This is a genomic window from Ruegeria sp. HKCCD4884 (genome assembly GCF_013110855.1).
Taxonomy (GTDB): domain Bacteria; phylum Pseudomonadota; class Alphaproteobacteria; order Rhodobacterales; family Rhodobacteraceae; genus Ruegeria.
Window position 1 is genome coordinate 18,362 of record NZ_WVRJ01000007.1, and the last position, 24,072, is coordinate 42,433.

Sequence of the window (24,072 nt, forward strand, 5' to 3'; positions counted from 1 at the left end):
CTTATTTGTCGCGCAGGCTTGCATCCTGTTTCAGTCGCGTCATAAACGCGATCGAGATATGATCCTTCAGCGCTCGCGCCGCTGCCTCTTCATCCCTTGCGGCAATGGCTTCGACAATGCCCTTATGCTCACTTTGGGCGATTTCGCCACGCCCTTGCACCGCCAATGAGGTCGTTGCCATCAGGGCCATTGTTCGGTGCACAAGATCAAGTTGCTGCACCAGATAGCGGTTATGAGATGCCAGATGGATCTGCTCATGAAAGCGCCGGTTCGCGCGCGACAAGGCTGATGGGTCATCAACCAGCTTGTCATCTTCGATGACCATCTCTTGCAGAACTTTGATCTCTTCTTCGGTCGCATGTTTGGCCGCAAGGCTTGCAGCCAACCCCTCCAGTTCCCGACGCACGATGTAAAGCTCGGCCATCTGGTTATGATCCAGCGACGCCACGATCAGCGACCGACCGTCCCGCTCCAGCAGGGACTGGGTCTCAAGCCGTTGCAGCGCTTCGCGGATCGGCGTGCGTGACACTCCGAACCGTTCGGCCAGCTCGCTTTCCACCAGACGATCACCGGGCTTGTAGACACCCACATCGATAGCTTCGAGTATCAGGCTATAGGCATCCTTGGTGGGGGGTCGGGTCTGGCTCATGGGGTTCATTATCTCCTCGTTCGGACATGTCTATCCGTCCAAAGGGGGAACGATCAAGTAGAGCATTGAAATCATCGCGCCCGCGCCCTACACCCTGCTTATGGTCAAACCGGCTTTTTCTCATGTCACACAGTGGGTGTTCGATCTGGACAACACCCTGTACCCGCCACACATGCGTCTGTTCGATCAGATCGAAGTTCTGATGACGGATTATGTCATGCGGGCGATAGGTGTAGAGCAGGCCGAAGCGGACCGTTTACGGGCGCATTACTGGCGCGAATACGGCACCACGCTGGCCGGATTGATGGCCGAACATGATCTGGACCCGGACCCGTATCTGCACGCAGTCCATCAGGTGGACATGAGCCATATGGACCCGGATGCGGCCTTGGCCGACCACATTCGCGCCCTGCCCGGGCGACGTATTGTCTATACCAACGGCAGCGCTCCTTACGCCGAACGGGTGCTTGAGGCGCGCGGCCTTTCCGGACTGTTCGATGCAATCTATGGCGTGGAACATGCAGGCTATCGGCCGAAGCCCGAAAAAGCAGCCTTTGAAGCGATCTTTGCGCAGGATGGGATTCTGGCTGAACAAGCCGCCATGTTCGAGGATGATCCGCGCAATCTGGCGGCTCCGCACGAGATGGGAATGCGGACTGTGCACGTGGCACCTGACCCGCATGACGCCGATCACATCCACCATCACACGGACGATTTGACGGCGTTTCTGGCCCGCCTGCGATAGGCTGTCACACTGCGACGATCCGCACATTCTGCACCTGCATCCTCGCCCCTATATGCACGTCAGCGACGAACAGATGGAGACCGAAATGACCGCGATCGAGATGACCGGCCGCCTGCCGATTTGGCCGCGCCTTTTCTTTGCAATCCCCGTATTCGGATGGCTGGCCCGTGATGCGGTCAATGGCAAGGCCGAAGATCTGTATTACACCGCCGGTGCGATTTTCAGCATGTGGGGCTGTTCCATCATGTTGTTCGGCCTGCCCGGTCTCTTCATTCCTGCCCTGATGATGGTGCCGGTGATGTTTTTGATTCTCGTCCTGATTTCGCGGGGCTGAGGCACGGGACAGGATGTCACTTGGCGCTTGGGGTCGAACCGAACTAGGTTCTGCCCAAACCGATGAGAGGCGCCATGACTGACAGCTGTGACATCCTGATTTCCGGCGGCGGCATCGCCGGCCTGACCGCAGCAGCGGTTTTCGGAACAGCAGGCTTTGATGTGATCTGCGTGGACCCGACCCCACCGATCACTGAGCGGGATGTGGACGGATCGGACCTGCGCACCACTGCCTTTCTTCAGCCTGCGCACGGATTGCTCGAACAATGCGGGCTTTGGGGGCGCCTGGACGCCCATGCAGCGCCTTTGCAAATCATGCGTATCGTAGACGCAGGCGGAGACGTGCCCGAACCGCGAGTTGTACGCGATTTCAATGCCGCCGACATTTCCGATCAGCCCTTTGGCTGGAACTTGCCCAACTGGCTTCTGCGCCGGGAAATGGTGGCGCGACTGGCAGACCTTCCCAATGTCGATTTCCGCCCCGGCACCGGTACGACCAGCCTGTTCACCCGCACCGCCGAAGCCCGCGTTGGGCTGAGCGATGGCAGCCGCGTCCGGTGTAAACTGGTGCTTGCAGCTGATGGCCGCAATTCACCCATGCGCGAAGCCGCAGGAATATCGGTTCACACAACACGGTACGGGCAAAAAGCACTGGCTTTTGCGGTGACCCACCCCATTCCACACGACAACGTCTCGACTGAAATTCACAGATTCGGTGGGCCGTTCACGCTGGTCCCCTTACCCGATTGGCAAGGACAGCCCTCCTCAGCCATTGTCTGGATGGAGCGTGGTCCGAAGGCCATCGACCTTCTGAACCTCGAGCCTGAAGCATTTGAGGCCGCAATGACCGAACGCTCCTGCGGGTTGTTTGGCCCATTGAAGCTGGCGTCGCGCCGGACGATCTGGCCGATCATCAGCCAGTCAGCGGAACGATTGTCTGGCGAACGCATTGCCCTGATGGCCGAGGCCGCGCATGTTGTGCCGCCGATTGGCGCTCAGGGGTTGAACATGTCTTTGGGTGATCTGCGCTGCCTGCTGGATCTGGCGCAAGCCCGCCCCGAAGGGCTGGGTGACGCTCAGATGCTGGACGCTTATCACAAGGCCCGCCATACCGAGGTCGAAATGCGCGTCAAGGGCATCGACCTGTTGAACCGCGCCTCGATGATTGAGGCGCGTCCGTTGCGCGATGCACGGGCCATGGGGTTGAGCGCGCTCTATTCCCTGCCGCCCGTACGCAAGACATTGATGCAGATGGGCCTTGGCGTTCGCTAAGGCCCGGTCAGTTTACAGAACCTGATCCAGCACCCGTTTCAAACGCGCGATGGTCCCATCCACATCGTAGAGTTTGTCCAGCCCGAACAGACCCAGACGGAAGGTGCTGAACCCTTCGGGCTCATCACATTGCAGGGGCACGCCAGCAGCAATCTGCATCCCCAACGCCGCAAATTTCTTGCCGTTCTGAATGTCGGGGTCCGAAGTATAGCTGACGACAACGCCGGGCGCGCCAAAACCATCTGCAGCTACTGAAACGATGCCTTTGTCCTTCAACATGGACCGCACACCGTCACCCAGAGCCCATTGCGCCTCACGCAGTTTCTCGAACCCGTAATCTTTGGTCTCTGCCATGGTATCGCGGAAGGCCAACAACGCGTCGGTCGGCATCGTTGCGTGATAAGCATGACCGCCATTTTCATAGGCCTGCATGATCTGACGCCACTTTTTCAGATCCACTGCAAAACTGTCGGAGTCTGTTTCCTGTAAACGAGCTTCGCCCCGCTCGGATAGCATGACAAGGCCAGCACAAGGCGATGCGCTCCACCCTTTCTGGGGGGCAGAAATCAGAACATCGACGCCTGTCGCCCGCATATCCACCCAAGCGCACCCAGATGCGATACAATCCAACACCATCAGCGCACCAACCTCATGCGCGGCCGCTGCCAAAGCGGTCACATAATCATCAGGCAAAATCACACCGGCAGATGTTTCAACATGCGGGGCAAACACGACGCCCGGTTTTTGCGACCGAATGGCTTCGACAACCTCTTCAATGGGGGCTGGCGCAAAGGGCGACGGGCTGGAGTTGCCTGTCTGACGGGCCTTCATAACTGTAGCGCTTTGCGTCAGGGATCCGCTTTCGATGATCTGGCTCCACCGGTACGAGAACCACCCGTTCCGAACCACCAAAACATCCGCCCCCCGCGCAAACTGACGGGCTACGGCCTCCATAGCATAGGTGCCACCGCCGGGAATGACAGCGATGCCTTCAGCGTTATACACCTCTTTCAACATGTCCGAGATGTCCCGCATGACCTGTTGGAATTTCTGCGACATGTGGTTCAGCGAGCGGTCGGTGAACACCACCGAAAACTCTTCAAGCCCGTTCGGGTCAACGGTATCCAATAACGCTGGCATTCCTCATCCTTTCCAAAAACGTTTTCGAGAACCTGATCTCTTTGCCAGCCTCCGTAAAGCACTTTCGCGACAAAAAAGGTGACGCAACGGCATGCTGCGCTTAATCACAAATGCTGCGCCAGATCCTGCTGAAACACCCATAAATGACGCCAAGTAGTGTCACCTTCCCCTTTACACTTCTGCTTGCTTCTGAACAGATGCACACACTTTATACTTGAAGGGATAATTCCACCCGTGACTATACAAAAGCGGATAAGCTTCCAGTCCGTTCGAGACGAAGTTAAACGGCGTATTGAAAGCCGCGTCTGGCCACAAGGATCGCTTTTACCAACCGAAACGCAATTGGCCGAAGAGTTCAATTGCGCGCGTGCCACTGTGAACCGCGCCCTAAGGGAATTGGCCGAACAGGGTTTTGTTGAGCGCAAACGCAAAAGCGGAACGCGGGTCAAGAAAGAACCAAGCAAACACGCCAAGCTTGAGTTTTCTCTGGCCCGTCAAATGGTTGAAAGCCAAAACGCGACCTATCGCTATGCTTTAGTCGAGCGCAACGTCGTGGAAAGCCCCGGCTGGTTAGCTTCGCAATTGGATTTGCCCAATGACATGCGCGTTCTGCATGTCACATGTATGCACTACGCGGACAACCGACCGTTTCAGTTGGAAGAGCGCTGGATCAATATCGACGCGGTCCCGGATGTGGAAACCGCTGACCTGAGCGGACACGGGCCGCATGAATGGCTACTGCACGCAGCCCCATTCACCGAGGCCGAAATCGCCTTCTGCGCGATCTCGGCCGACGCAAAACTGGCAGAGTTTATGGGCACCACAACGGGCACCTCCATGATTCAGATGGAACGCACCACGTGGAAAGAGGATAAACCTTTGACGTTCGCCCGTATGACCCACCATCCGGGGTATTGCGTCCGTACAAAATACTGAGGCATCTCAACCAAGCGGTCCGGGCAAGCGTTCTTCGCTCAGCAAAACGTTTGCCTCGACATCCCCTGCACCGGGTAAGGTCATGATCCGGCGCCGCAACACACGTTCAAAATCAGATAGATCCCGTGCGGCAACGCGCAGGCGATAATCATATAAGCCCAGAACATGCTCGACAGTCTGCACCTCGGGAATGGCACTTACGGCGCGCTCAAAGTCCTCAAGGCTGATCTGACCTTTTCGCCCGAGTTTCACACCCAGAAACACCGTTACCCCAAAGCCAAGCGCCTCGGCGTTCAGGCGCAAACGCCGCCCCTTGATGATCCCTGCTTCTTCTAACCGGCGTATACGCCGCCAGGTGGCGGGTTGAGACAATCCAAACCTGCGCCCCAAAGCACCCGCGCTTTGTGTCGCGTCCTGCTGCAGAGCGCGCAGCAAGCGGCGGTCAACTTCGTCCAACTCGATCATACCGGCAGCACCTCATCCCGTTTGACCCGCGCGATATGCATCAGCGCTTCGATGTCGGCAATATGGGGTAAGGTCAGAATCCGGTCGCGATACAGCTGTTGGTAGTGGTTCATGTCCTTGGCAATGACCGAAAGGCGTACATCCACGCGTCCCAGAAAGGTCTGGATCTCAACCACCTCGGCCACATCGCGCGCGGCCTCGGTAAACTCGTCAAAGGCCCGCGCCTGTGTCTTGTCCAGCGTGATCCGAAGCGAAACCTCGACCGCATAACCCATGGCAGTCCAGTCAATCACGGCCTCTTGTCCCTGGATGATCCCGGCCGCCTGCATCTTTTCGATCCGCCGCCAACAGACCCCGGCGCTGATCCGGCACAGATCAGCCAATTCCGATGTTGTCAGGCTAGGCGCGGCCTGAAAGTGGCGTAAGATACGCCGGTCAATGTCATCAAGCATGATTTTTTTACTTTTGTCACTATTGGCGAATTATTCTTCACCTTTTTCTCAAATACTCAAGCCCAACGCTATCGCCAACACACGATCAGGCATGTAAAACCGCCGCAATCTAACCTGAAAGGACCGGCGAAATGCGCGTCTATTACGATCGCGATTGCGATATCAACCTGATCAAAGACAAAAAAGTGGCCATCCTGGGCTATGGCTCGCAAGGTCACGCCCACGCGCTGAACCTGCGTGACTCGGGTGCCAAGAACCTGGTCATCGCCCTGCGCGAAGGCTCGCCTTCGGCCAAGAAAGCCGAAGCGGAAGGTCTGGAAGTCATGGGCATCGCCGAAGCGGCAGCCTGGTGTGATGTCATCATGTTCACCATGCCCGACGAGCTGCAGGCTGAAACCTACAAGAAATACGTCCACGACAACATCAAGCCGGGTGCTGCGATCGCGTTCGCTCACGGCTTGAACGTCCACTTCGGCCTGATCGAGCCGAAAGACGGCGTCGACGTCATCATGATGGCCCCCAAAGGCCCCGGCCACACCGTACGTGGCGAATACACCAAAGGCGGCGGCGTGCCCTGCCTGGTCGCCGTTGACAATGACGCGACAGGCAAAGCGCTGGAAATCGGCTTGTCCTATTGCTCGGCAATTGGCGGCGGTCGCTCGGGCATCATCGAAACCAACTTCCGCGAAGAATGCGAAACCGACCTGTTTGGTGAACAAGCCGTTCTGTGCGGTGGTTTGGTCGAACTGATCCGCTGCGGCTTTGAAACTCTGGTCGAGGCCGGCTATGCGCCGGAAATGGCCTATTTTGAGTGTCTGCACGAAGTGAAGCTGATTGTTGACCTGATCTACGAAGGCGGCATCGCCAACATGGATTACTCGATCTCGAACACCGCCGAATACGGCCAGTATGTCACCGGCCCGCGTATCCTGAAATACGACGAAACCAAAGCGCGCATGAAAGAGGTTCTGAACGACATCCAGCAGGGTAAATTCGTTCGCGACTTCATGCTGGAAAACGCTGTTGGCCAGCCGACCATCAAAGCGTCGCGCCGCGCCAATGACGAGCACATGATCGAAGAAACCGGTGCGAAACTGCGCGGCATGATGCCGTGGATTTCGGCCGGCAAAATGGTCGACAAAGAAAAGAACTAAGTCTGACCTCTGTCAGCACAAGGGCGGCCCCGGTGGTCGCCCTTTTTCGTTTGCACAAAAAAGCGGCGCGGCACATAAACACCCGGTCAGATTAACCTTTTTTCCGTTTCACGCAGCCGCAGCAGGACGAACAAATGGTGCCACAGCCAACAAAACAGGACTGGAGCGGCGTTTTTACGCTGGGCCTTATCTGGGGCGCGACATTCATGGTCGTTGCCATGGCGCTTGAAGGCTATGGCCCGATCACAGTTGCGACCTCTCGGACGACGCTGGGCGCTGTGACCCTGCTGCTTTTGATGTGGGCGACCGGTCGCAAACTGCCAGTTCTGACACCAGCGCTCAGCACTTCGATTGTGCTAATCGGTGTCTTGTCCACAGCCGTTCCTTTCATGTTGCTGAGTTGGGGACAGCAATTTGTGCCCTCGGCATTTGCAGGTCTATCCATGGCCGCAATCCCGTTGATGGTGCTGCCGCTTGCGCATTTCTTCTCGGATGAACCGCTGAACCTGCGCCGCTTTCTGGGGGTGTGCCTTGGGTTCTCAGGCGCATTGGTTCTGATCGGCCCCGGCCTTGCAAAGTTGGGTCAAGGGGCGGAACCGTTGGCACAATTGGCCTGTATCACTGCGGCACTGTGTTACGCCAGTTCTTCTGTGATGACCCGGCGCTGCCCCCCGGTCGATCCCGTAGTGCTGGCGGCCCTGACACTGGTGGTCGGGGCCATACTTCTGTTACCGATCATGCTGCTCACCGAAGGTCTGCCGACGTGGCAAGGACCACGCCCGACAATCGCCTTGATTGTGTTGGGATTGGTCCCAACCGCTTTTGCCACCCTTCTGCGCGTTTCAATCACCCGCAGCGCCGGATCGGTTTTCCTGACATTGGTGAATTATCAAGTACCGATTTGGTCGATGGTGTTCGGCGCATGGATCCTGTCCGAGGCCCTGCCCCTGCGCTTTTACATTGCCTTGGGCCTGATCCTGACCGGCATGGCGATCAGCCAATGGTTCAGCCTGCGCAAGGTTCTGTTCGGGCATTAAGCCGTGGCGGCTTCAACCTCGGCTACGATGCTATCGACAACTTGAGTCAGCAACCCGTCGTCTTCGCACTCGGCCATGACGCGGATCAGCGGTTCGGTCCCGGATTTGCGGATCAGCAGCCGACCCTGCCCGTTCAGCCGCGCTTCGGCATCTGCGATGGCGGCCTGAACACTCTGAACCTCTAGCGGAGTTTGCCCGCTGGTATAGCGCACGTTTTTCAGCAACTGCGGCACCGTTTCAAACTGTTTCGACAAATCCGAAGCCTTGCGCCCCGACAAAACCATTTCAGCCAGAAAATGCAGGCCCGCCATAAGCCCGTCACCAGTGGTGGCATAATCGCTCATCACGATATGGCCGGATTGTTCGCCACCCAAGTTGAACCCACCTTCCCGCATCCGCTCGACCACATAGCGGTCGCCAACAGCTGTGCGCTCCAGACGCAACCCTTGCCCTGACAGATGGCGTTCTAGCCCCAGATTGGACATTACCGTCGCCACCAGAGCATCGCCCTTCAACTGATCCGACCTCTTCCATGCCGTCGCAAGCAACGCCATAAGCTGATCACCGTCAGCCACTTGACCGGTTTCGTCGACCACAACAACCCGGTCCGCATCGCCATCCAGACAGATGCCAACATCTGCACCGTGGGCCACAACCGTTTCTGCGGCCAGTTGCGGTTTTGTGGATCCGCAATTGAGGTTGATGTTCTTGCCGTTGGGCGCGACACCGACCGGAATGACATCAGCGCCCAGTTCCCACAAAACCTCGGGCGCAGTGCGGTGGGCCGCGCCGTTTGCGCAATCGATGACCACTTTCAGACCATCCAAACTGACGTCGCGCGGCAAGGAGGATTTCACACGCTCACCATAGCGGAACCGCGCATCATCGACACGACGCGCCCGGCCGATATTTCGTGCCTGAGCAGGCTGGACGCCTTCGTCGATCAACCGTTCGATCTCGATCTCGGCCTGATCCGACAGCTTATAGCCATCGGGTCCAAAAAACTTGATGCCATTGTCTTCTGCCGGATTATGGCTGGCCGAGATCATGACCCCCAAGTCAGCGCGCATGGACCGCGTCATGAGACCAACGGCAGGCGTTGGTACGGGCCCCAGAAGCAGCACATTCATACCCGTCGAGGTCAGACCAGCCGTCAGCGCGTTTTCCAGCATGTAACCGGACAGACGTGTATCCTTACCGATGACAACCCGGTGCACACCGGTTGCGTCACGGCGAAAGTACCGCCCAACCGCAGCCCCGATGCGCAAGGCCATTTCCGCCGTCATCGGATGCGTGTTGGCGGTGCCCCGCACCCCGTCGGTTCCGAACAGCTTGCGCATACGTGTCACTCCGTGATTTGTCGTGAGACCGGATTACCGGACAGCAGCCCATAGGCGCAAGGCCTGAGAGGTCTCGGCCACGTCGTGCACGCGAACGATTTGCACGCCCTGAGACAATCCTGCCAGCGCCACGGCAATTGATCCCGGCGCGCGCGCAGTCTTGCGTGGCTCTTGCCCGATCGAACCAATGAAACCTTTGCGCGACACGCCCAGCAGGATCGGGCAGCCCAAACCGTGAAAAAGGCTGAGATTGCGCAGCAGGGTCAGATTGTGATCCTCGGTCTTGCCGAAGCCGATGCCGGGATCAATAATGATCAGATCGCGGCTGAGACCCAAATTTTCCAGCAGTGCAATCTGGTTTTCCAGAAAGTCGTACACATCCAGCAAAACATCGTCGTAATGCGGATTGTCCTGCATCGTGGCCGGATCGCCCTGCATGTGCATGACACAAACCGGGGCGCCCTGTGCTGCACAAAACGGTGCCAGATCTGGATCAAAGGTAAAGCCTGAAACATCGTTCACCAACCCGGCCCCGGCATTGCAGGCAGCTTTGGCCACATTGGCCTTGCGCGTGTCGATCGAGATCAGAGCATCCGTTTCAGCCCGGATCGCCTCGATCACAGGGCGTGTGCGGGCGATTTCTGTGTCAGCTGGCACAAAATCAGCGCCGGGGCGGGTAGATTCCCCACCAATATCCAAAATCGTGGCCCCTTGCGCGACCATATCTGCGGCGGCCGTACGCGCGGCTTCTGCCGAGCTGTGGACGCCTCCATCCGAGAAACTGTCCGGCGTGGCATTCAGAATGCCCATGATATGCGGCACCTGCATGTCCAAGCCCGCAATGTTTGCCCGCGCTTGGGTCAAACGGCCCAGATAGTCAGACGGAACCTCTGATACCGCAATAACCTCAGGGTCCGCCCCGCGCCGCAAGGCTTCAACATGGGTGAACCAAAGCGGTTGACCCGCCAGCGGCACGGCGCCTACAGGGCGTACAGGGCCATGCTGAACCAGTGGTCTGTAATAGGTGCTCACAGCTGAGCCTGATCCACGGCAACCGCGCGCAAGGGCGTTTTGGGTTCTTTTGGCAATGCGCCGCCGATCACCAGCATTTCGCTGGCTTCAAAGGTTGCTGCGAACCAGGCAGCAAGGGCCACAGCATCAGATGGCGCAGCAGAAGGACCGTCAACCGCATCCAACACAATCTTGGACGGGGCCCAAACAGATATCTGTCCGTTCTTCATCGCCCAATCCAGTTCCGTCCGGGTCGAAACCACCACGCAGCGGTGATCTCGTGCCGCCAGAACCCATGCATTCTGTTCAATGGCCAGCAAATCGATACGGCGCTGCGTCATCGCGTGGCCAGTTTGGGGCGCGTCCAGATCCGACGCTCCGACGCACAGGATCAACGGGCGCTGGCGGTTCTCCAACTGATCGATCCAACCGGTCAGATTGTCTGAGGAAACGGCTTCGTTCGACAGGTAAACTAGACGCGGATGCGGGCGTTCTTCTTCGACCACTTCGTGATGGACCGAGTCCTTCCCGCGTACGATTTCAACACCCAAAGCCCCCGGACCGCGATCCAGTTTTTCGATGCGAACAAAGACCCTTACGGCCTGAGGTTCAAAAAGAATGCGTTCCGCCACGCGTTCCGCCAGCGTCTCGAGCAGGTTCAAGCGTTCTGCAGCCAATTCAAAGGCTATGGCTTCGGTGACCCGGTCATAGGACAGGATCCGATCAACGTCGTCGTCAATATCGGCAGTCAGCGGGCGCACCTCGACCACGATGTTAAAGCAAATCCGTTGGGTTGTGCCCCGTTCGGCCTGAAAGGCACCGATTTCGACTTCAACGATGTGATCGCGCAGCGAAATGCGATCCAGCGGTCCTCGGGGAGAAGTCGCCTCGGACCTCTCAGAGGGGTGTGCAAATGCCAGGCGGATTTCAGAACTCATGGGTCAGGCCTTTTCGGGCTCGTTACAAAGATTGCCTACTATAGGCTTTGCCGGGGCCTATAGCACTCAAACAAGCGCCATTCCAACCGCCGATTGCGGCGTCAGGCGACCCTAAACCAACTCATCATGCCGGATGCGGCATGTCCCAGCATATGGCAATGCAACAGCCAGTCGCCCGGATTGTCCGCAACCAACGCAATCTGGCGGGTCTGCCCCCGCCCCACCAGAACGGTGTCACGCCAAGGGCCAAGGGAGCCGTCACCCAGAACCAAGCGGAAGTGATGCCCATGCAAGTGCATCGCGTGCGGAAAGGCTGTTTCATTCACGAACTCAACCCTGTGCAGGCTGCCGATAGCGGCATCCAGAAATGGATCATCGGGCCGTTCTGCATGGCCGTTCAGCGCCCAGAATCGACCCAACTGTGCCAGCTCACGGCCTGACAACTCGGTTTCGCCGAGCCGCGCACTTTCCAACCATCGCATCGCGCCGCCCTGCAGAACCATTCTGTGCAAAGGTGCCTCTTCCATATTCTTGATTTCCGGCAAAGGATTGGGCGGCAATGCTGACACGCTCTGCCTTTGCGCCTTTGCGGCGTCGCCTGTAACGTCGAACCGCGCCAGACCAAAGGCACCATCCCGTTCAACACTGACGAGACTGGCGGTATCACCTTCGGTGACGACGTCGACAATCAGATCCGCACGTTGTGCAGGTGCTAATGGGAACGATCCTGACAGTTTTAACGGAGTTTCCAGCGGCATGCCGTCGAGGGCAGCGATCCAACCTGAAAGACCGTCGAGATCCAGATCATAAACCCGGGCGTTAGAGGCATTGATCAAGCGCAGTCGAAGGCGTTCACGCCTTTGCACAGAAAACGCCGGATCAAACGACCCGTTTACGGTGACGATATTGCCGAGCCGACCGGCGTGGCTCAGGTCATGGCCGTTGTCGAAATCGTCTGTTATCTGCGCCGTTTCCGGGTTTAACCGCCAATCATCCAGCATCAGTATCAGGTCCTGATCGACATCTGGCGTTTGTGCCTCTTCCACGATCAGCGGCCCGTAAAGGCCCCGCGCAACCTGTTCGATTGACCTGTTATGCGAATGGTACCAATAGGTCCCGGCATCAGGGGCGACGAAGTCATAGTCAAAGGAACCTCCCGTTTCGACCGCATCTTGCGTCAGACCGGGTACACCATCCATGGCGTTTTCTATTCGGATTCCGTGCCAATGAACCGAGGTCGGTTGGGGAAGCTGATTCACAAGCTTGCGCTGAACACGTCTGCCCTGCCCGACTCTTATGGTGGTTCCGGGGACAGAGCCATCGAAGCTCCAAACTGTTGTGTCAGGAAATCCGTCGGGCGCAACACGTTGCCGGGCTTCGCGCGCTTCAAGCGACGGGAAAGCAGCCCGTGCCGCAAGCGGCAGCGTCGCGGCTGCAGCAGCCGTTTTCAGAATGTGTCTTCGTGTAAAAAGCATTACGGGCCTCCTGGCCCGTAATATAGACTGCAACTTTCCCCGCGCCATCAAGCTTCCAGCGCGGGTGCGTCAATCAGTTGCTCGCTGTCCGATAGTTGTGGCGATAGAAGATGTGCACACCAATCCGCGCAGTCTGCTTGTAAACGCGCGACCAGGACGGGCGCACTGCGGTGGTGTGATAATGGGTCGCCCCTTCGGTCAGCTCTCTGGCTACACCGTCAATCGCCGCACGGGCCACTTTTGACACGCGTTCATAGGCTTTCTTTTCATGGATGACTTCCTTGCGGCCATCGCATGTGTATGTGAACTGGCACTGGTATTTTTTACCCGTACCCTGACGGATTACACCACAGAGTGAGTCCGGGAAGCGGCTGCTTTTGACTCGGTTCAGGATAACCTCGGCCACGGCGAACTGTCCGCGCACGCTTTCACCACGTGCTTCAAAGTACAGTGCCTCAGACAGGCACTTCCAGTTCTCGTCACCGGTGGCTTTCGGTTGCTGGTCAAGCCAATCCTTGGAATAGCTCACTTGGACAGGCGCGGCTTTGCGCGGCTGGAACAGCTTGAAGTAGTCACGAAAGCTCTGACCCGGCAATTCGTTACGGGCCACAAGCTCTTGCTTTGCGGTTTCGGTTGCTTCCCTCTCGGCGAAGGACGCACTTGGCAGCATGGTTGCCGCCAAAGTGGCAGCAGCCAGTATATAACGTAGCATCAGATAACCTCGCACAGGCACTTCTCGCGCCATACCCTCCCCCGGCGGGCGCGACGAGGCATCTAGCGCAATCGAGCGCAAAGGTCCAGTCTTTCGGAAAAAGCAAGTGAAAATCCGCCCGTAGCGAAGATTTAATTCGCTCACGAGTGATCAGATAACCCACTAATCCTTGGGATACCGTGCTCTGTCAACCCCCAAGTCTGGACGAAATCGCCAGTTGAGCGGCAGCCAGCCGAGCGACCGGAACCCGGAACGGAGAGCACGACACGTAGTCAAACCCCAGATCCCGGCAAATCGCGATTGATTCGGGGTTTCCGCCATGTTCGCCACACACAGACAAGGTCACGTCAGGTTTTGCAGAGCGCCCGCGTTCGGCCCCCAGTTTCAACAACTCCCCCACCCCGTCCGGGTCAAGGACGTGAAACGGATCTTCGCCAAAGACGCCCTGCCGCACATAAGCTGACATGAAACGACCGGCATCATCCCGCGACAGGCCATAAGTCATCTGGGTCAGGTCGTTTGTACCAAAACTCATAAACGCCGTTTGCGGGGCGATCTCTTCTGCTCGCAGACAGGCGCGCGGCGTTTCAACCATTACGCCCAGCCGATAGTCGAATTCCTGCCCCTGCTCGGACGCAACAGCCGCTGCGACCGAGTCGATGCGGGATTTGACCAGCTCAACCTCGCGCTTTGCCGAAACCAGAGGGATCATGACCTCGGGCACAACTGCCGCCCCGTTTTTCCGGGCCTCCAACGTTGCTTCGAAAATCGCGCGCGCCTGCATGTCGTAGATTTCCGGCACGGTTACGCCCAGACGCACGCCGCGCAGACCCAGCATTGGGTTGTATTCGCTCATGGCAGCAACGCGGCGCTCGACATCTGAAACAGGCAGATCAAGTGCTTCGGCCAATTCTCTTTGCCCGCTGCGGGTCGTGGGCAGAAATTCGTGCAGCGGCGGGTCGAACAGGCGAATACAGACCGGCTTGCCTTCCATGATACGGAAAAGTTGCACAAAGTCCTCGCGTTGCATCGGCAACAATCGTTCCAGCACCGCCGCGCGACCAGATGAGGTTTGTGCAAAGATCATCTCGCGCATTACGATCAGACGGCCGGGATCAAAGAACATGTGTTCGGTGCGGCACAGGCCAATACCCTGCGCCTCAAAATTCCGGGCAGTCTGCGCATCGGCGGGTGTGTCAGCATTGGCACGAATATCAATGTCGCGCTCTGCATCGGCCCAGGCCATCAACGTCTGAAAACAGTCGTCGAGCGCCGCCTCGAGCATTGCAGGCTGCCCCGCCAGCACCTGCCCCGAGCTGCCATCGATGGTCAGAACATCGCCGGTTTTAAAGACGCGACCATCCGGTGCTGTCAGCATCTTCTTCTTGGTCTGAAACCGAATGTCAGACGCACCGACGATACAGGGCAACCCAAGTCCGCGCCCGATCACCGCTGCGTGGCTGGTCATCCCGCCTTTTTCTGTCAGAACGGCCACAGCTGCGTGCATTCCACGCACATCCTCGGGCGAAGTTTCGCGACGCACCAGAACACAGGCTTCGCCACGCGCGGCACTTGCCTGCGCCTCAGCTGAGGTGAACACGATCTTACCGGTCGATGCACCGGGACTAGCACCAATGGCAGTTGTCAGAACATCGCGTCGTGCATCCGGATGCACCTGCCGGTGCAGAAGTTCGTTCAGCGCATGAGGGTCCACGCGCATGACCGCCTCTTGCGGCGGGATTATCCCGTCCTCCGCCAGACGCACCGCAATCCGCATAGCCGCGCGAGCGCTGCGCTGTACGCGCACGCCATCCAGGATGTGCACGTCACCGTTCTGAATAACGAATTCGACCTGCATTTCTTCGCGCAGTTTTGCGCGCATCAAAGCGGCCTGTTGCTTGAGTTCAGAAAAGGCTTCGGGTGCAACTTCCTCAAGCGATGGGCCACGCGGGTCTTTTTCCAGAAACAGCGCGGAAACATCTTCACCCAACGCATCCCGGCCCTGACTTTGGCTCAGATAACGACCGGTGATCTGCTGCATCCCGGTTGTGGAATCGACCAGTTGCAAAACGCCAGAGCCACATTCGCCCTGCCCGACACCGGGGATCATTTCCTGAATGACCAGCCCCAGCCCGGCATCCGCCGGTGCCCCCTTGGCCTGCCGCAACAAGCGCGCCGAGGTTCCATCCCACGCCCGTGCCATAGACCGTAACACGCCGATTAACTGCTCTCCGCGGTCTTGCGGAAAGGCTTCGTCGGTTTCATCTTCATAGGCCCGCAACGAAAGGCGCAGGCCCTCGCTTCCGTCCAGTTCGATATCGTCGAATACATCAGGATCCAGGCGTGCAACGTGGATCGCATAACTTTGTACAAACCTCAGATACAGCGCTGCCGCCGCTTCGGCCCCCATGTTTTCCGACAGATCCACATAGCGTGCATCGTTCATGCCGATGTTCAGAACTGCCCCGGGTCCGCCCCAATCCGGGTCCTCAGAGCTGGGCCGAACACATAGCAACGTCGCCGGGTCAAACTGTTCAAGGATCGCGGCCAGGTTCGGGATCTCGCCTTCGGCAATCTGGTGCACAGAGTCAAAAGACAGCGCGACCGTTCGCGGAACAGGCAATTCAAGACGGACCAGACGTTGCAGGCACTTGGCCCGCCCGCCATGGGTATGGGCCGTAACCGGCGCGTCGGATGTTATGAGCGTGGTATGCGGATTATTCTGCACTGCAGCACCTTTTGGTTTGCGTGCAGCATAAGCGCTTGCGCCTTTCGCGCAAGGGCGTTCTGGGCGCGCAATTGCCGCGCGCCCAGAGATTTAACCTTCAATCTTGGTCAGATCGGCCACGCTGGAACAGACCGTGCGGATCTGGCTGAGCAGGTTCAGGCGGTTGCGGCGCAGGATGTCATTGTCGGTGTTGACCTGCACATCCTCAAAGAACGCATCCACCGGCCCGCGAAGGGCGGCCATGGCGGTCATGGCAGTCGGGAAATCCTCAGCCTTGAGCGCGGGGTCAATCTGCGCCTGTGCCTGATCCAAGGCGGCAAACAGCGCCTTTTCGCTGTCCGTCTCAGCAAATTTCACATCCGCACCATAGGAGTATTCGACGCCATCCTTCTCTTCGGCCTGCGTCAGGATGTTGTTGGCGCGCTTGAAGCCCTGCACGAGGTTCTCGCCATCCTCGGTCGCGATCACTGCGTTCAGAGCACGAGCGCGTTTGACCAGCAGGTTGAGGTCGTCATTCCCCTCCATCGCGATACAGGCGTCGATGATGTCGTGGCGGATGCCCTCGTCGCGGAGAAAGACCTTCAGACGATCGTGGAAGAAGGAGAGGAGGTCATCGGATGCGTCAGGAACCTTTTCCTCTAACTCAAGAAATGCCGCCGCAGGCGGTCCGCCAATTCTTTCTTTGACAGCCTGAAAAGCCCCGCCAAATACACCGTGATCTGCAATTTCCTCCAGAAGGTCGCGCACATTTGCATCCGGCAGCGCCTCATTGATGGCGTTCTCTGCCCGCACTAACTGGCTATCAAAGAAACGGTCTAAACTGATGCGCAGATCGTTACCCGGCACCAAACGAATAACTCCCAACGCCGCACGGCGCAGTGCAAACGGATCTTTCGAACCGGTCGGCTTCTCATCAATCGCCCAGAACCCAGCCAGCGTATCCAGCTTGTCAGCCAGCGCCACGGTCACCGAAAGCGGTGCAGTTGGTACGTCGTCCGATGGACCCAGCGGTGAGTAGTGCTCCTCCGCCACGGCAGCCACTGCGGCGTCTTCGCCTGCGGCTTCGATATAGTAGCGGCCCATAAGACCCTGAAGTTCAGGGAACTCATAAACCATCTCGGAACTCAGATCGGCCTTTGCCAGACGCGCGGCTTTCTCGGCCTGATCGGCATCTGCCCCGGTTACCTGCGCCAGTTCGCGGGCCAGTCCGGCGATGCGGTCGATGCGCTCGGCCTGGGTGCCCAGCTTGTTGTGGAAGGTCACATTCTCCAGTGCGCGGGTCCATTGGGCGATGTCCGATTTGGCAACGCGCAGGTCATTCTCCCAAAAGAATTTCGCATCGGCCAGACGGGCCGACAGCACCTTCTGGTTCCCCGCCAGAATGGTCGCGCCATTGTCAGCGGTTTCGCGGTTTGCAACGGTGATAAAGCGCTCGATGCGTCCGGTTTTGGGGTTCTTCACGGAAAAGAACTTCTGGTGTTCCTTCATTGAGGTTTGCAGCACCTCGGGCGGCAATTCGAGGAATTCCTCGTCGATCTGCCCCATCAGCACCACAGGCCATTCGACCAGCCCGGCGACTTCTGCAAGAAGGCCCTTGTCTTCCACCACTTCAAGACCGGCGGCAAAGGCCATGTTCTGGGCGTCGTTCCAGATATGCTCGGCCCGTTCGTCGGGCGACAGCACGACAAATGCGCGTTTCAATTGGGCGGCGTAATCGTCAAACGACGTTACCGAAAACCGGTTTGGTGCCATGAAACGGTGGCCAGCGGTCGTGTCCCCGGACGCTATGCCCTCGACCTCAAGCGGCACGGTTTGCGCGCCTGCCTCATCATTCAGGATGCACAGGATCGAATGCAACGGGCGAACCCAACGCAAAGGGCCGCTGCCCCACCGCATGGATTTGGGCCATGGGAAGTTGCGGATGGTGGCTTCCAGCACCTCAGCGACAATATCAGCCGCTGGTCGCCCTGCCTTTTCGATGGTGGCAAAGTAAACCGCACCTTTGGGTGTGTCACGCTCTTCCAGCTGGTCGCGGGTCAGGCCAGCGCCACGCAGGAACCCTTCGATGGCTTTGTCCGGCGCGCCGACCTTGGGGCCTTTGCGCTCTTCACGAATGGTGGGGCTTTCCGCCAGCAGACCTTCGACCGCCAGCGTCAGACGGCGCGGCGTGGTCAGGGCAGCAGCCCCGGCATAGGTCAAACCCGCCTCGACCAAACCATCGGTGATCCGCTTTTTCAGGTCCTCACCGGCGCGGGTCTGCATGCGCGCGGGGATCTCCTCGGAAAACAGTTCGATCAGCAGGTCAGGCATTGTTGGTCCTTAGAAATTGACGATCGTCTGAATGACGATGGCATTTGCGATATCCACAAAGAAGGCGGATACAAGGGGGAGCACAATAAAGGCAATAGGCGATGGACCATATCGCTTGGTCACGGCGGTCATATTTGCAATTGCAGTGGGTGTGGCCCCCAAAGCAAAGCCCCCAAAACCCGCAGCCAGCACCGCCGCGCGGTAGTTTGAACCCATAAGCGGAAACAGCACCCAAATTACAAAGACAACCGTGAACAGCGTCTGCGCCGACATGATAACCGCTATCGCCATCCCCAATTCGGCAATTGTCCAAAGCTGAAGGCTCATCAGGGACATCGCCAGAAACGCACCCAATGCAAATTCCGAGATCAAAGCCAGCGAGGGCGTCCGTGCAACAGGTGGGGCGGACGGCACCAAGGCCGTTCGCAGGTTCGAAATCACGATGCCCATCAGAAGGCAGGGCACAAACAAGGGCAGCTTCAGCCCAGCAGCGGCAATGGCCTCGCCCAATATAAAGCCAAAAATGACCGCAAGATTCAGATGCAGCAGCACGCGCATGATCGAGATATGGTCGATGCCCGAAAGCTTTGGCTCATCATCGGGCAGCCCGACCGTGTGTTCCTCGTCGGGTCGATCAGGCGTCAGATTGCGCGATTCAACCAACAGGCGCGCGATGGGGCCACCGACCAAAGCCGCCAGAACCAGGCCCAACGTCGCAACCGCAACGCCCAATTCGGTCGCGCCTTCCAAACCGGTTGCCGTTGCAACCTCTGGCGCCCATGCAATCGCGGTCCCGTGCCCGCCAATCAGCGCAGCGGATCCGAACAGAACGCCGGCTTGCGCGGGGTAGCCAAACAACGACGCGCCTGCCGCTCCGATCACGTTCTGCGCAATGATCGTCACGAGCGTCAAAATCAGGAGAATGAGCAGAGGCTTACCGCCCGCAATCAAATCAGAAAACCGCGCATTCAGGCCGATCCCGGCGAAAAACAGAACCAGTAGGGAATCGCGGGTGTTCAGTTCGAAGGACAGTTCGAGGTTGAACACCAGATACAGGGCCAGAACGACAAGCGATGCCAGAAGCCCGCCGGTAACGGGTTCAGGAATATTGAATTGCCGTAGCATCGCAACCCTGCTGTTAATCTGCGCGCCCAGCAGATAGACAGCAAAACCCATGGTCGCCGTTATGAAATCCGGGATTGTTACTGCGTCGGCCAAGGCAAGTTCCTCAGTTCTCGGGGCGCGGGGGGCACTCCTCTCCGACCACCGTACCGTCATAGGCCTTTTCGCCGCAATTGTTCAGAATGTGCCAGATAAAACCTTTGCCGTCCTGGGTGATGGCCACGATGCGATCAACGCCGTAATGCACATTTTTCTGGCCAACAAAGGCTTGGGCCTTGCCGGATTTCAGGTCGTCAGCCAGGCCCACCGCATCATAACAGTCAAACCAGCCCGGTGCGGTCAGTGGTGTTGCCTCTTCTGCTGGCAGATAAGTGGCCCGCAACTCGTCCAGCGCGACATCGGTTTCAAAACAGGCGCGGTATCGGATCGGAGAGCTGTCTGCGTCTATGGCCTGAAACGAAGAATAAGGAATAGCAACCGGCGGCTGTGCTGCGTCAGCCAACAAGACAACATCCTCACCCGGACGGGGTTCAACATCGTAATAATACCCGTAGACCTGCAAGTAATACATGCCTGCGCCTGCAAGGGCTGCGGACAATAGCAGGATGATCGCCAGAATTTTACCAGTCATCTTTCGATGCTTCCCTTCATGCAAGGACTTTCAAGTCTTTCAGAAATAGGCCACATTTCAGCGCATAACAGAACGACCCGAGGCGAACCGTATGGATACCACCCTTGCCGTTGGATTTTTCGGCGCGCTTTTTGCCATCATGAATCCAGTGACGAACCTGCCGGTATTTCTGAGTGTCACGCAGAACCTGTCCGCCTCTGATCAGCGCATAGTTGCGATCAAAACATCCCTCTACTGCCTGATCCTGGGTGGAGCGTTTGCAGCCGTCGGCAGTCAGGCACTTGGCTTGTTTGGCATAACGGTCGATCACTTGCGGGTCGCGGGCGGTCTGGTCGTTCTGATGATCGGTTTCAACATGCTCAACGGTAACGAGAGTACGTCGCACCACGGAACCGAGGATGAGAAAGAAGAATACCACACAGCGGAAACCGTCGCCTTTTACCCTCTGGCCTTTCCCATTCTTGTTGGGCCCGGAACCATTACAACTTTGATCTTGTACGCTCATCACGTGGAAAAGCCCGCCGAAGCAATTGTTTTTGCTGGCGTATTCCTGGTGGTAGTTGCCCTTTTGCTGGTCACCTTCTGGAATGCGGCATGGTTGGCTGAACGTTTGTCGGGCAACGCGCGTGTGATCATGAGCCGCTTTATGGGTATGATCTTGTCGGCCATTGCGATCAGTATGATCGCGGATGGCCTCAAAGCACTGCTGCCGGGGCTGGCCTGATTGGCCCATCAGGCTTGGAACCCGGCCGCCTCGGTTTGAACAAATGCATCCGCGCATTGCTTTGCCAGCGCCCGCACGCGACCAATGTAAGCCTGTCTTTCAGTCACCGAAATCACCCCGCGCGCATCCAGCAAGTTGAAGATGTGACTGGCTTTGATGCATTGATCATAGGCCGGGTGCGCCATGATTATGCGCTTACCGGTTTTAGGATCATCATGCTCTTGTGACAGAATGGCAGCGCATTCAGCCTCGGCCTCTTCGAAATGGCGCAGAAGAACCTCGGTATTGGCAACATCAAAGTTCCAGCGTGCGTATTCCTCTTCGGTTTGTTTGAAGATGTCACCATATGTCAGCGGGCTTGGGGATTGCGGATCGTTGAACGGCATGTCCATCACATGGTCGACACCCAGCACATACATCGCCAGACGTTCCAGACCATAGGTCAGTTCACCCGAGACAGGTGCGCAATCATGACCACCCACCTGTTGGAAATAGGTGAACTGGCTGACTTCCATACCATCACACCAGACTTCCCAACCCAGACCCCAGGCACCCAGGGTGGGGCTTTCCCAGTCATCTTCGACAAACCGGATGTCATGCAGATCCATGTCGATGCCGATGGCCTCGAGGCTGCCCAGATAAAGCTCCTGCAGATCGGGCGGGCTGGGTTTGATCAGCACCTGATACTGGTAGTAATGCTGCAACCGGTTCGGGTTCTCGCCATATCGCCCATCCGTCGGGCGGCGCGACGGCTGAACATAGGCCGCGGCCCATGCTTTGGATCCCAACGCCCGCAGAGTGGTCGCAGGATGGAAGGTCCCTGCCCCAACCTCCATGTCATAGGGCTGCAAAATCGCACAGCCTTTCGAGGCCCAATAGGTCTGAAGCCGCAGGATAATCTCCTGAAATGAACGCGGTGCGCTGTTCGGTTCGGTCATGGCATTCCCTCTGGGCATCCTTACGCCCGGTTCCGGTCGGTTTGGCCCTTCCTATGCAAGGGGCCAAGGGGCGTCAACGGGGCTTTGCCCCATGGCTGTATCTGCGCGGCCACACCACAAATTCCCCGTACATGCGGCATGGTATTTAGCACTGGAAATCGCGTACCCTGCGCCAAAGCACAAACACTGCAAAACACGGGCAGACAATGACACGCGTATTTTCAGCAATTCTATTATTTCTTGTGGTCGGCCTGCGCGCCGCATCCGCTCAGCAAGACCCCGGCGTCTGGGTTCAAATTGAAGCCCAGCCAACCCTGCAAGAAGCGCAGGAACGGGCGCAGGCTTATGCGTCTGCGTTGCCTGATGTGAACGGTTTCAGACTGAACAGCGGGTGGTATGCAATCGTGGTCGGCCCATATGCGCGCCCGGATGCGCAACAGGTGCTGCAGGTCTATCGGTCCGAGGGTCAAATCCCCCGCGACAGTTTCATCGCCTTTTCCAGCGGACTGGGGCAACAATTCTGGCCTGTTGGGGCAAACGTGCTGAACCGTGGCACCGTCGCGGCACCGGTTGCGCCAGTTGCTCAGGCAGAAGATACGCTGACAATCGCGCCTACTCAGGACGCGGATGAAACGCGGGCTCAAGCCTTGCAATCCGAACGTCTGCTGACCGCGCAGGAACGCAGAAACCTGCAAACGGCCTTGCAGGCGGCGGGGTTTTATAACTCGACCATTGACGGGGCCTTTGGTCAGGGAACGCGCCGCTCGATGGGAGATTGGCAACGCTTTAACGGATATGAAGCAACTGGCGTTCTGACCACCGCGCAGCGCAAAGCACTGATGGACGACTATAACGCGCCGCTGACAAGTGTCGGCATGGCCCGCTACAGCGATGACGCAGCTGGGATCACAATGGACTTCCCGCTGGGTGCCGTCAGCTTTGACCGGTATGAGGCCCCTTTCGTGCATTTCAACAGCGCATCCGATTTGAACGCCAAGGCGCTTTTGATCAGCCAGGACGGCGACAAGCGCACGCTTCGGGCCCTGTATGAGGTCATGCAGTCGCTAGAGATCGTTCCCCTCAATGGTCCGCGTGAACTGCGCGGAGATCGCTTCACCCTTGAAGGGCGCGGAAACGGGGTTGTGTCCTTCACACAGGCGCGTCTGACCGATGGGAAGATTAAGGGGTTCACCCTGGTGTGGCCCGAAGGGGATGAAGCGCGTCGTTTGCGGGTTTTGGCAGCTATGGCGTCCAGTTTTGACACCACCGACGCGGTGCTTGACGCTGCAGCAGGTTTGAACGCAGAGCAGAGCATTGACCTTGTTTCCGGCCTTCAGATCCGCAAGCCCCGCCTGTCGCGTTCGGGTTTCTTTGCGGATGACAAGGGAACCGTCTTGACGGTTTCGGAAGCTGTCGAAAATTGCACCCGTATCACACTGGATGGCGATCAAGAGGTGCGGCTTGCCGTGGCAGACGACGAAGTAGGCGTTGCTGTTCTGCGCCCGGCCAAGGCGTTGGCGCCCATGAGCGTGGCTGCATTCAGCCCGGCCTTGCCGCGTCTTCAGTCCGACATCGCGGTGTCAGGCTTCTCGTATCAGGGCGCATTGGGCGCACCAACGCTGACATTTGGGCAAGTTGCCGATGTCCGCGGGTTGAACGGTGAAGCTGGTGTCAAACGTCTGGCGCTAAGCGCGCTGCCCGGTGATGCCGGTGGTCCGGTGTTTAATGACAGCGGCAATGTGGTTGGCATGTTGCTGCCGCCCCCGTCCGAAGGTCGCAGTCTGCCTGCATCTGTCAGTCTGGCAGCCACCGGTGAGCGGCTGACAGAAATTCTGGCTCAGGCTGGCGTGTCCGGTCTGTCGGGCGAGGAAACCACACAGATTTCGCCCAATGAATTGAGCCGACGCGCAACAGGAATGACGGTTCTGGTGCACTGCTGGGAATAAACCGCAGCCAACTG

At 58.0% G+C, this 24,072-nt stretch carries 22 protein-coding genes; 8 read left to right on the forward strand and 14 right to left on the reverse strand.

Going from position 1 to position 24,072, the window contains the following annotated elements; all coding sequences use genetic code 11:
• Nucleotide 1 precedes the first annotated feature (1 nt).
• Nucleotides 2–649, reverse strand: coding sequence for a GntR family transcriptional regulator (locus GS636_RS11700; RefSeq protein WP_171669581.1), 648 nt, complete (start codon nucleotides 647–649; stop codon nucleotides 2–4).
• Between the two features lie 100 nt (nucleotides 650–749).
• Here GS636_RS11700 and GS636_RS11705 point away from each other — a divergent pair, with 100 nt between their 5' ends.
• The 3 genes from GS636_RS11705 (at nucleotide 750) to GS636_RS11715 (ending at nucleotide 2,999) form a co-directional block, all read left to right on the forward strand.
• Nucleotides 750–1,394 (forward strand): pyrimidine 5'-nucleotidase, encoded by a 645-nt coding sequence (locus GS636_RS11705; protein WP_171669582.1) that lies wholly within the window; start codon nucleotides 750–752, stop codon nucleotides 1,392–1,394.
• A gap of 85 nt (nucleotides 1,395–1,479) precedes the next feature.
• A complete protein-coding gene (locus GS636_RS11710; protein ID WP_171669583.1) occupies nucleotides 1,480–1,728 on the forward strand; it encodes a hypothetical protein in 249 nt (82 codons plus the stop codon).
• A gap of 74 nt (nucleotides 1,729–1,802) precedes the next feature.
• Complete coding sequence (locus GS636_RS11715) at nucleotides 1,803–2,999, forward strand: UbiH/UbiF family hydroxylase (RefSeq protein WP_171669584.1); 1,197 nt, start codon at nucleotides 1,803–1,805, stop codon at nucleotides 2,997–2,999.
• 12 nt (nucleotides 3,000–3,011) lie between these two features.
• Here the strand turns inward: GS636_RS11715 and GS636_RS11720 are convergent, their stop codons facing one another.
• Nucleotides 3,012–4,139 (reverse strand): aminotransferase class V-fold PLP-dependent enzyme, encoded by a 1,128-nt coding sequence (locus GS636_RS11720; RefSeq protein ID WP_171669585.1) that lies wholly within the window; start codon nucleotides 4,137–4,139, stop codon nucleotides 3,012–3,014.
• Between the two features lie 234 nt (nucleotides 4,140–4,373).
• Here GS636_RS11720 and GS636_RS11725 point away from each other — a divergent pair, with 234 nt between their 5' ends.
• Nucleotides 4,374–5,075, forward strand: a complete 702-nt coding sequence (locus GS636_RS11725; protein WP_171182720.1) for a GntR family transcriptional regulator — start codon at nucleotides 4,374–4,376, stop codon at nucleotides 5,073–5,075.
• A 6-nt stretch (nucleotides 5,076–5,081) separates the two neighbouring features.
• On the opposite strand, the gene GS636_RS11730 is transcribed toward GS636_RS11725, so the two are convergent.
• Both GS636_RS11730 and GS636_RS11735 read right to left on the reverse strand, forming a co-directional pair.
• Nucleotides 5,082–5,540, reverse strand: coding sequence for an Lrp/AsnC family transcriptional regulator (locus GS636_RS11730; protein WP_171669586.1), 459 nt, complete (start codon nucleotides 5,538–5,540; stop codon nucleotides 5,082–5,084).
• Complete coding sequence (locus GS636_RS11735; protein ID WP_171669587.1) at nucleotides 5,537–5,992, reverse strand: Lrp/AsnC family transcriptional regulator; 456 nt, start codon at nucleotides 5,990–5,992, stop codon at nucleotides 5,537–5,539. Before GS636_RS11735 ends, GS636_RS11730 begins: the two co-directional genes overlap by 4 nt.
• Nucleotides 5,993–6,123: 131 nt before the next feature.
• Here GS636_RS11735 and ilvC point away from each other — a divergent pair, with 131 nt between their 5' ends.
• Entirely contained in the window at nucleotides 6,124–7,146 is a 1,023-nt protein-coding gene (gene ilvC, locus GS636_RS11740; RefSeq protein ID WP_171669588.1) for a ketol-acid reductoisomerase, read from the forward strand.
• A 134-nt stretch (nucleotides 7,147–7,280) separates the two neighbouring features.
• Entirely contained in the window at nucleotides 7,281–8,183 is a 903-nt protein-coding gene (locus GS636_RS11745) for a DMT family transporter (protein WP_171669589.1), read from the forward strand.
• On the opposite strand, the gene glmM is transcribed toward GS636_RS11745, so the two are convergent.
• The 9 genes from glmM to GS636_RS11790 all read right to left on the reverse strand — a co-directional run bounded on the left by glmM (nucleotide 8,180) and on the right by GS636_RS11790 (nucleotide 20,450).
• A complete protein-coding gene (glmM, locus tag GS636_RS11750) occupies nucleotides 8,180–9,523 on the reverse strand; it encodes a phosphoglucosamine mutase (RefSeq protein ID WP_171669590.1) in 1,344 nt (447 codons plus the stop codon). The two genes, GS636_RS11745 and glmM, sit on opposite strands and share 4 nt — an antisense overlap.
• A 33-nt stretch (nucleotides 9,524–9,556) precedes the next feature.
• Nucleotides 9,557–10,555 (reverse strand): dihydropteroate synthase, encoded by a 999-nt coding sequence (folP, locus tag GS636_RS11755; RefSeq protein WP_171669591.1) that lies wholly within the window; start codon nucleotides 10,553–10,555, stop codon nucleotides 9,557–9,559.
• Nucleotides 10,552–11,472, reverse strand: coding sequence for a dihydroneopterin aldolase (locus tag GS636_RS11760; RefSeq protein WP_171669592.1), 921 nt, complete (start codon nucleotides 11,470–11,472; stop codon nucleotides 10,552–10,554). The genes folP and GS636_RS11760 overlap by 4 nt, the downstream gene beginning before the upstream one ends.
• Before the next feature lie 101 nt (nucleotides 11,473–11,573).
• On the reverse strand, nucleotides 11,574–12,947 hold the full coding sequence (locus tag GS636_RS11765) for a multicopper oxidase family protein (protein WP_171669593.1): 1,374 nt from the start codon (nucleotides 12,945–12,947) through the stop codon (nucleotides 11,574–11,576).
• A gap of 73 nt (nucleotides 12,948–13,020) precedes the next feature.
• A complete protein-coding gene (locus GS636_RS11770) occupies nucleotides 13,021–13,659 on the reverse strand; it encodes a cell wall hydrolase (RefSeq protein ID WP_171669594.1) in 639 nt (212 codons plus the stop codon).
• A 187-nt stretch (nucleotides 13,660–13,846) separates the two neighbouring features.
• Nucleotides 13,847–16,387, reverse strand: a complete 2,541-nt coding sequence (locus GS636_RS11775) for a putative PEP-binding protein (protein WP_171669595.1) — start codon at nucleotides 16,385–16,387, stop codon at nucleotides 13,847–13,849.
• Nucleotides 16,388–16,477: 90 nt separating this feature from the next.
• Nucleotides 16,478–18,697, reverse strand: a complete 2,220-nt coding sequence (gene glyS, locus GS636_RS11780) for a glycine--tRNA ligase subunit beta (protein WP_171669596.1) — start codon at nucleotides 18,695–18,697, stop codon at nucleotides 16,478–16,480.
• Nucleotides 18,698–18,706: 9 nt separating this feature from the next.
• Nucleotides 18,707–19,873 carry a sodium/glutamate symporter gene (gene gltS / locus GS636_RS11785; RefSeq protein ID WP_253762771.1) on the reverse strand — a complete coding sequence of 389 codons (1,167 nt, stop codon included), beginning with the start codon at nucleotides 19,871–19,873 and terminating at the stop codon, nucleotides 18,707–18,709.
• Nucleotides 19,874–19,925: 52 nt separating this feature from the next.
• Nucleotides 19,926–20,450: a DUF6446 family protein gene (locus tag GS636_RS11790; protein WP_171669598.1), complete on the reverse strand. Its 525-nt coding sequence runs from the start codon at nucleotides 20,448–20,450 to the stop codon at nucleotides 19,926–19,928.
• Nucleotides 20,451–20,541: 91 nt separating this feature from the next.
• On the opposite strand from GS636_RS11790, the gene GS636_RS11795 reads away from it, so the two are divergent.
• Complete coding sequence (locus tag GS636_RS11795; protein WP_171669599.1) at nucleotides 20,542–21,174, forward strand: MarC family protein; 633 nt, start codon at nucleotides 20,542–20,544, stop codon at nucleotides 21,172–21,174.
• A gap of 8 nt (nucleotides 21,175–21,182) precedes the next feature.
• Here the strand turns inward: GS636_RS11795 and GS636_RS11800 are convergent, their stop codons facing one another.
• Nucleotides 21,183–22,112 (reverse strand): glycine--tRNA ligase subunit alpha, encoded by a 930-nt coding sequence (locus GS636_RS11800; protein WP_171234036.1) that lies wholly within the window; start codon nucleotides 22,110–22,112, stop codon nucleotides 21,183–21,185.
• Nucleotides 22,113–22,318: 206 nt separating this feature from the next.
• Here GS636_RS11800 and GS636_RS11805 point away from each other — a divergent pair, with 206 nt between their 5' ends.
• A complete protein-coding gene (locus GS636_RS11805) occupies nucleotides 22,319–24,058 on the forward strand; it encodes a serine protease (protein ID WP_171669600.1) in 1,740 nt (579 codons plus the stop codon).
• Nucleotides 24,059–24,072: the final 14 nt, after the last annotated feature.

Bases quoted from the DNA above. Each gene is read 5' to 3' on its own strand.
- glyS (WP_171669596.1), bottom strand. From the start codon at position 18,697: ATGCCTGACCTGCTGATCGAACTGTTTTCCGAGGAGATCCCCGCGCGC.
- GS636_RS11760 (WP_171669592.1), bottom strand. From the start codon at position 11,472: ATGAGTTCTGAAATCCGCCTGGCATTTGCACACCCCTCTGAGAGGTCC.
- GS636_RS11710 (WP_171669583.1), top strand. From the start codon at position 1,480: ATGACCGCGATCGAGATGACCGGCCGCCTGCCGATTTGGCCGCGCCTT.
- GS636_RS11700 (WP_171669581.1), bottom strand. From the start codon at position 649: ATGAGCCAGACCCGACCCCCCACCAAGGATGCCTATAGCCTGATACTC.
- GS636_RS11745 (WP_171669589.1), top strand. From the start codon at position 7,281: ATGGTGCCACAGCCAACAAAACAGGACTGGAGCGGCGTTTTTACGCTG.
- GS636_RS11715 (WP_171669584.1), top strand. From the start codon at position 1,803: ATGACTGACAGCTGTGACATCCTGATTTCCGGCGGCGGCATCGCCGGC.
- glmM (WP_171669590.1), bottom strand. From the start codon at position 9,523: ATGCGCAAGCTGTTCGGAACCGACGGGGTGCGGGGCACCGCCAACACG.
- ilvC (WP_171669588.1), top strand. From the start codon at position 6,124: ATGCGCGTCTATTACGATCGCGATTGCGATATCAACCTGATCAAAGAC.
- GS636_RS11720 (WP_171669585.1), bottom strand. From the start codon at position 4,139: ATGCCAGCGTTATTGGATACCGTTGACCCGAACGGGCTTGAAGAGTTT.
- GS636_RS11800 (WP_171234036.1), bottom strand. From the start codon at position 22,112: ATGACCGAACCGAACAGCGCACCGCGTTCATTTCAGGAGATTATCCTG.
- GS636_RS11765 (WP_171669593.1), bottom strand. From the start codon at position 12,947: ATGCTTTTTACACGAAGACACATTCTGAAAACGGCTGCTGCAGCCGCG.
- GS636_RS11735 (WP_171669587.1), bottom strand. From the start codon at position 5,992: ATGCTTGATGACATTGACCGGCGTATCTTACGCCACTTTCAGGCCGCG.
- gltS (WP_253762771.1), bottom strand. From the start codon at position 19,873: ATGGGTTTTGCTGTCTATCTGCTGGGCGCGCAGATTAACAGCAGGGTT.
- GS636_RS11795 (WP_171669599.1), top strand. From the start codon at position 20,542: ATGGATACCACCCTTGCCGTTGGATTTTTCGGCGCGCTTTTTGCCATC.
- GS636_RS11730 (WP_171669586.1), bottom strand. From the start codon at position 5,540: ATGATCGAGTTGGACGAAGTTGACCGCCGCTTGCTGCGCGCTCTGCAG.
- GS636_RS11805 (WP_171669600.1), top strand. From the start codon at position 22,319: ATGACACGCGTATTTTCAGCAATTCTATTATTTCTTGTGGTCGGCCTG.
- GS636_RS11790 (WP_171669598.1), bottom strand. From the start codon at position 20,450: ATGACTGGTAAAATTCTGGCGATCATCCTGCTATTGTCCGCAGCCCTT.
- GS636_RS11705 (WP_171669582.1), top strand. From the start codon at position 750: ATGGTCAAACCGGCTTTTTCTCATGTCACACAGTGGGTGTTCGATCTG.
- GS636_RS11770 (WP_171669594.1), bottom strand. From the start codon at position 13,659: ATGCTACGTTATATACTGGCTGCTGCCACTTTGGCGGCAACCATGCTG.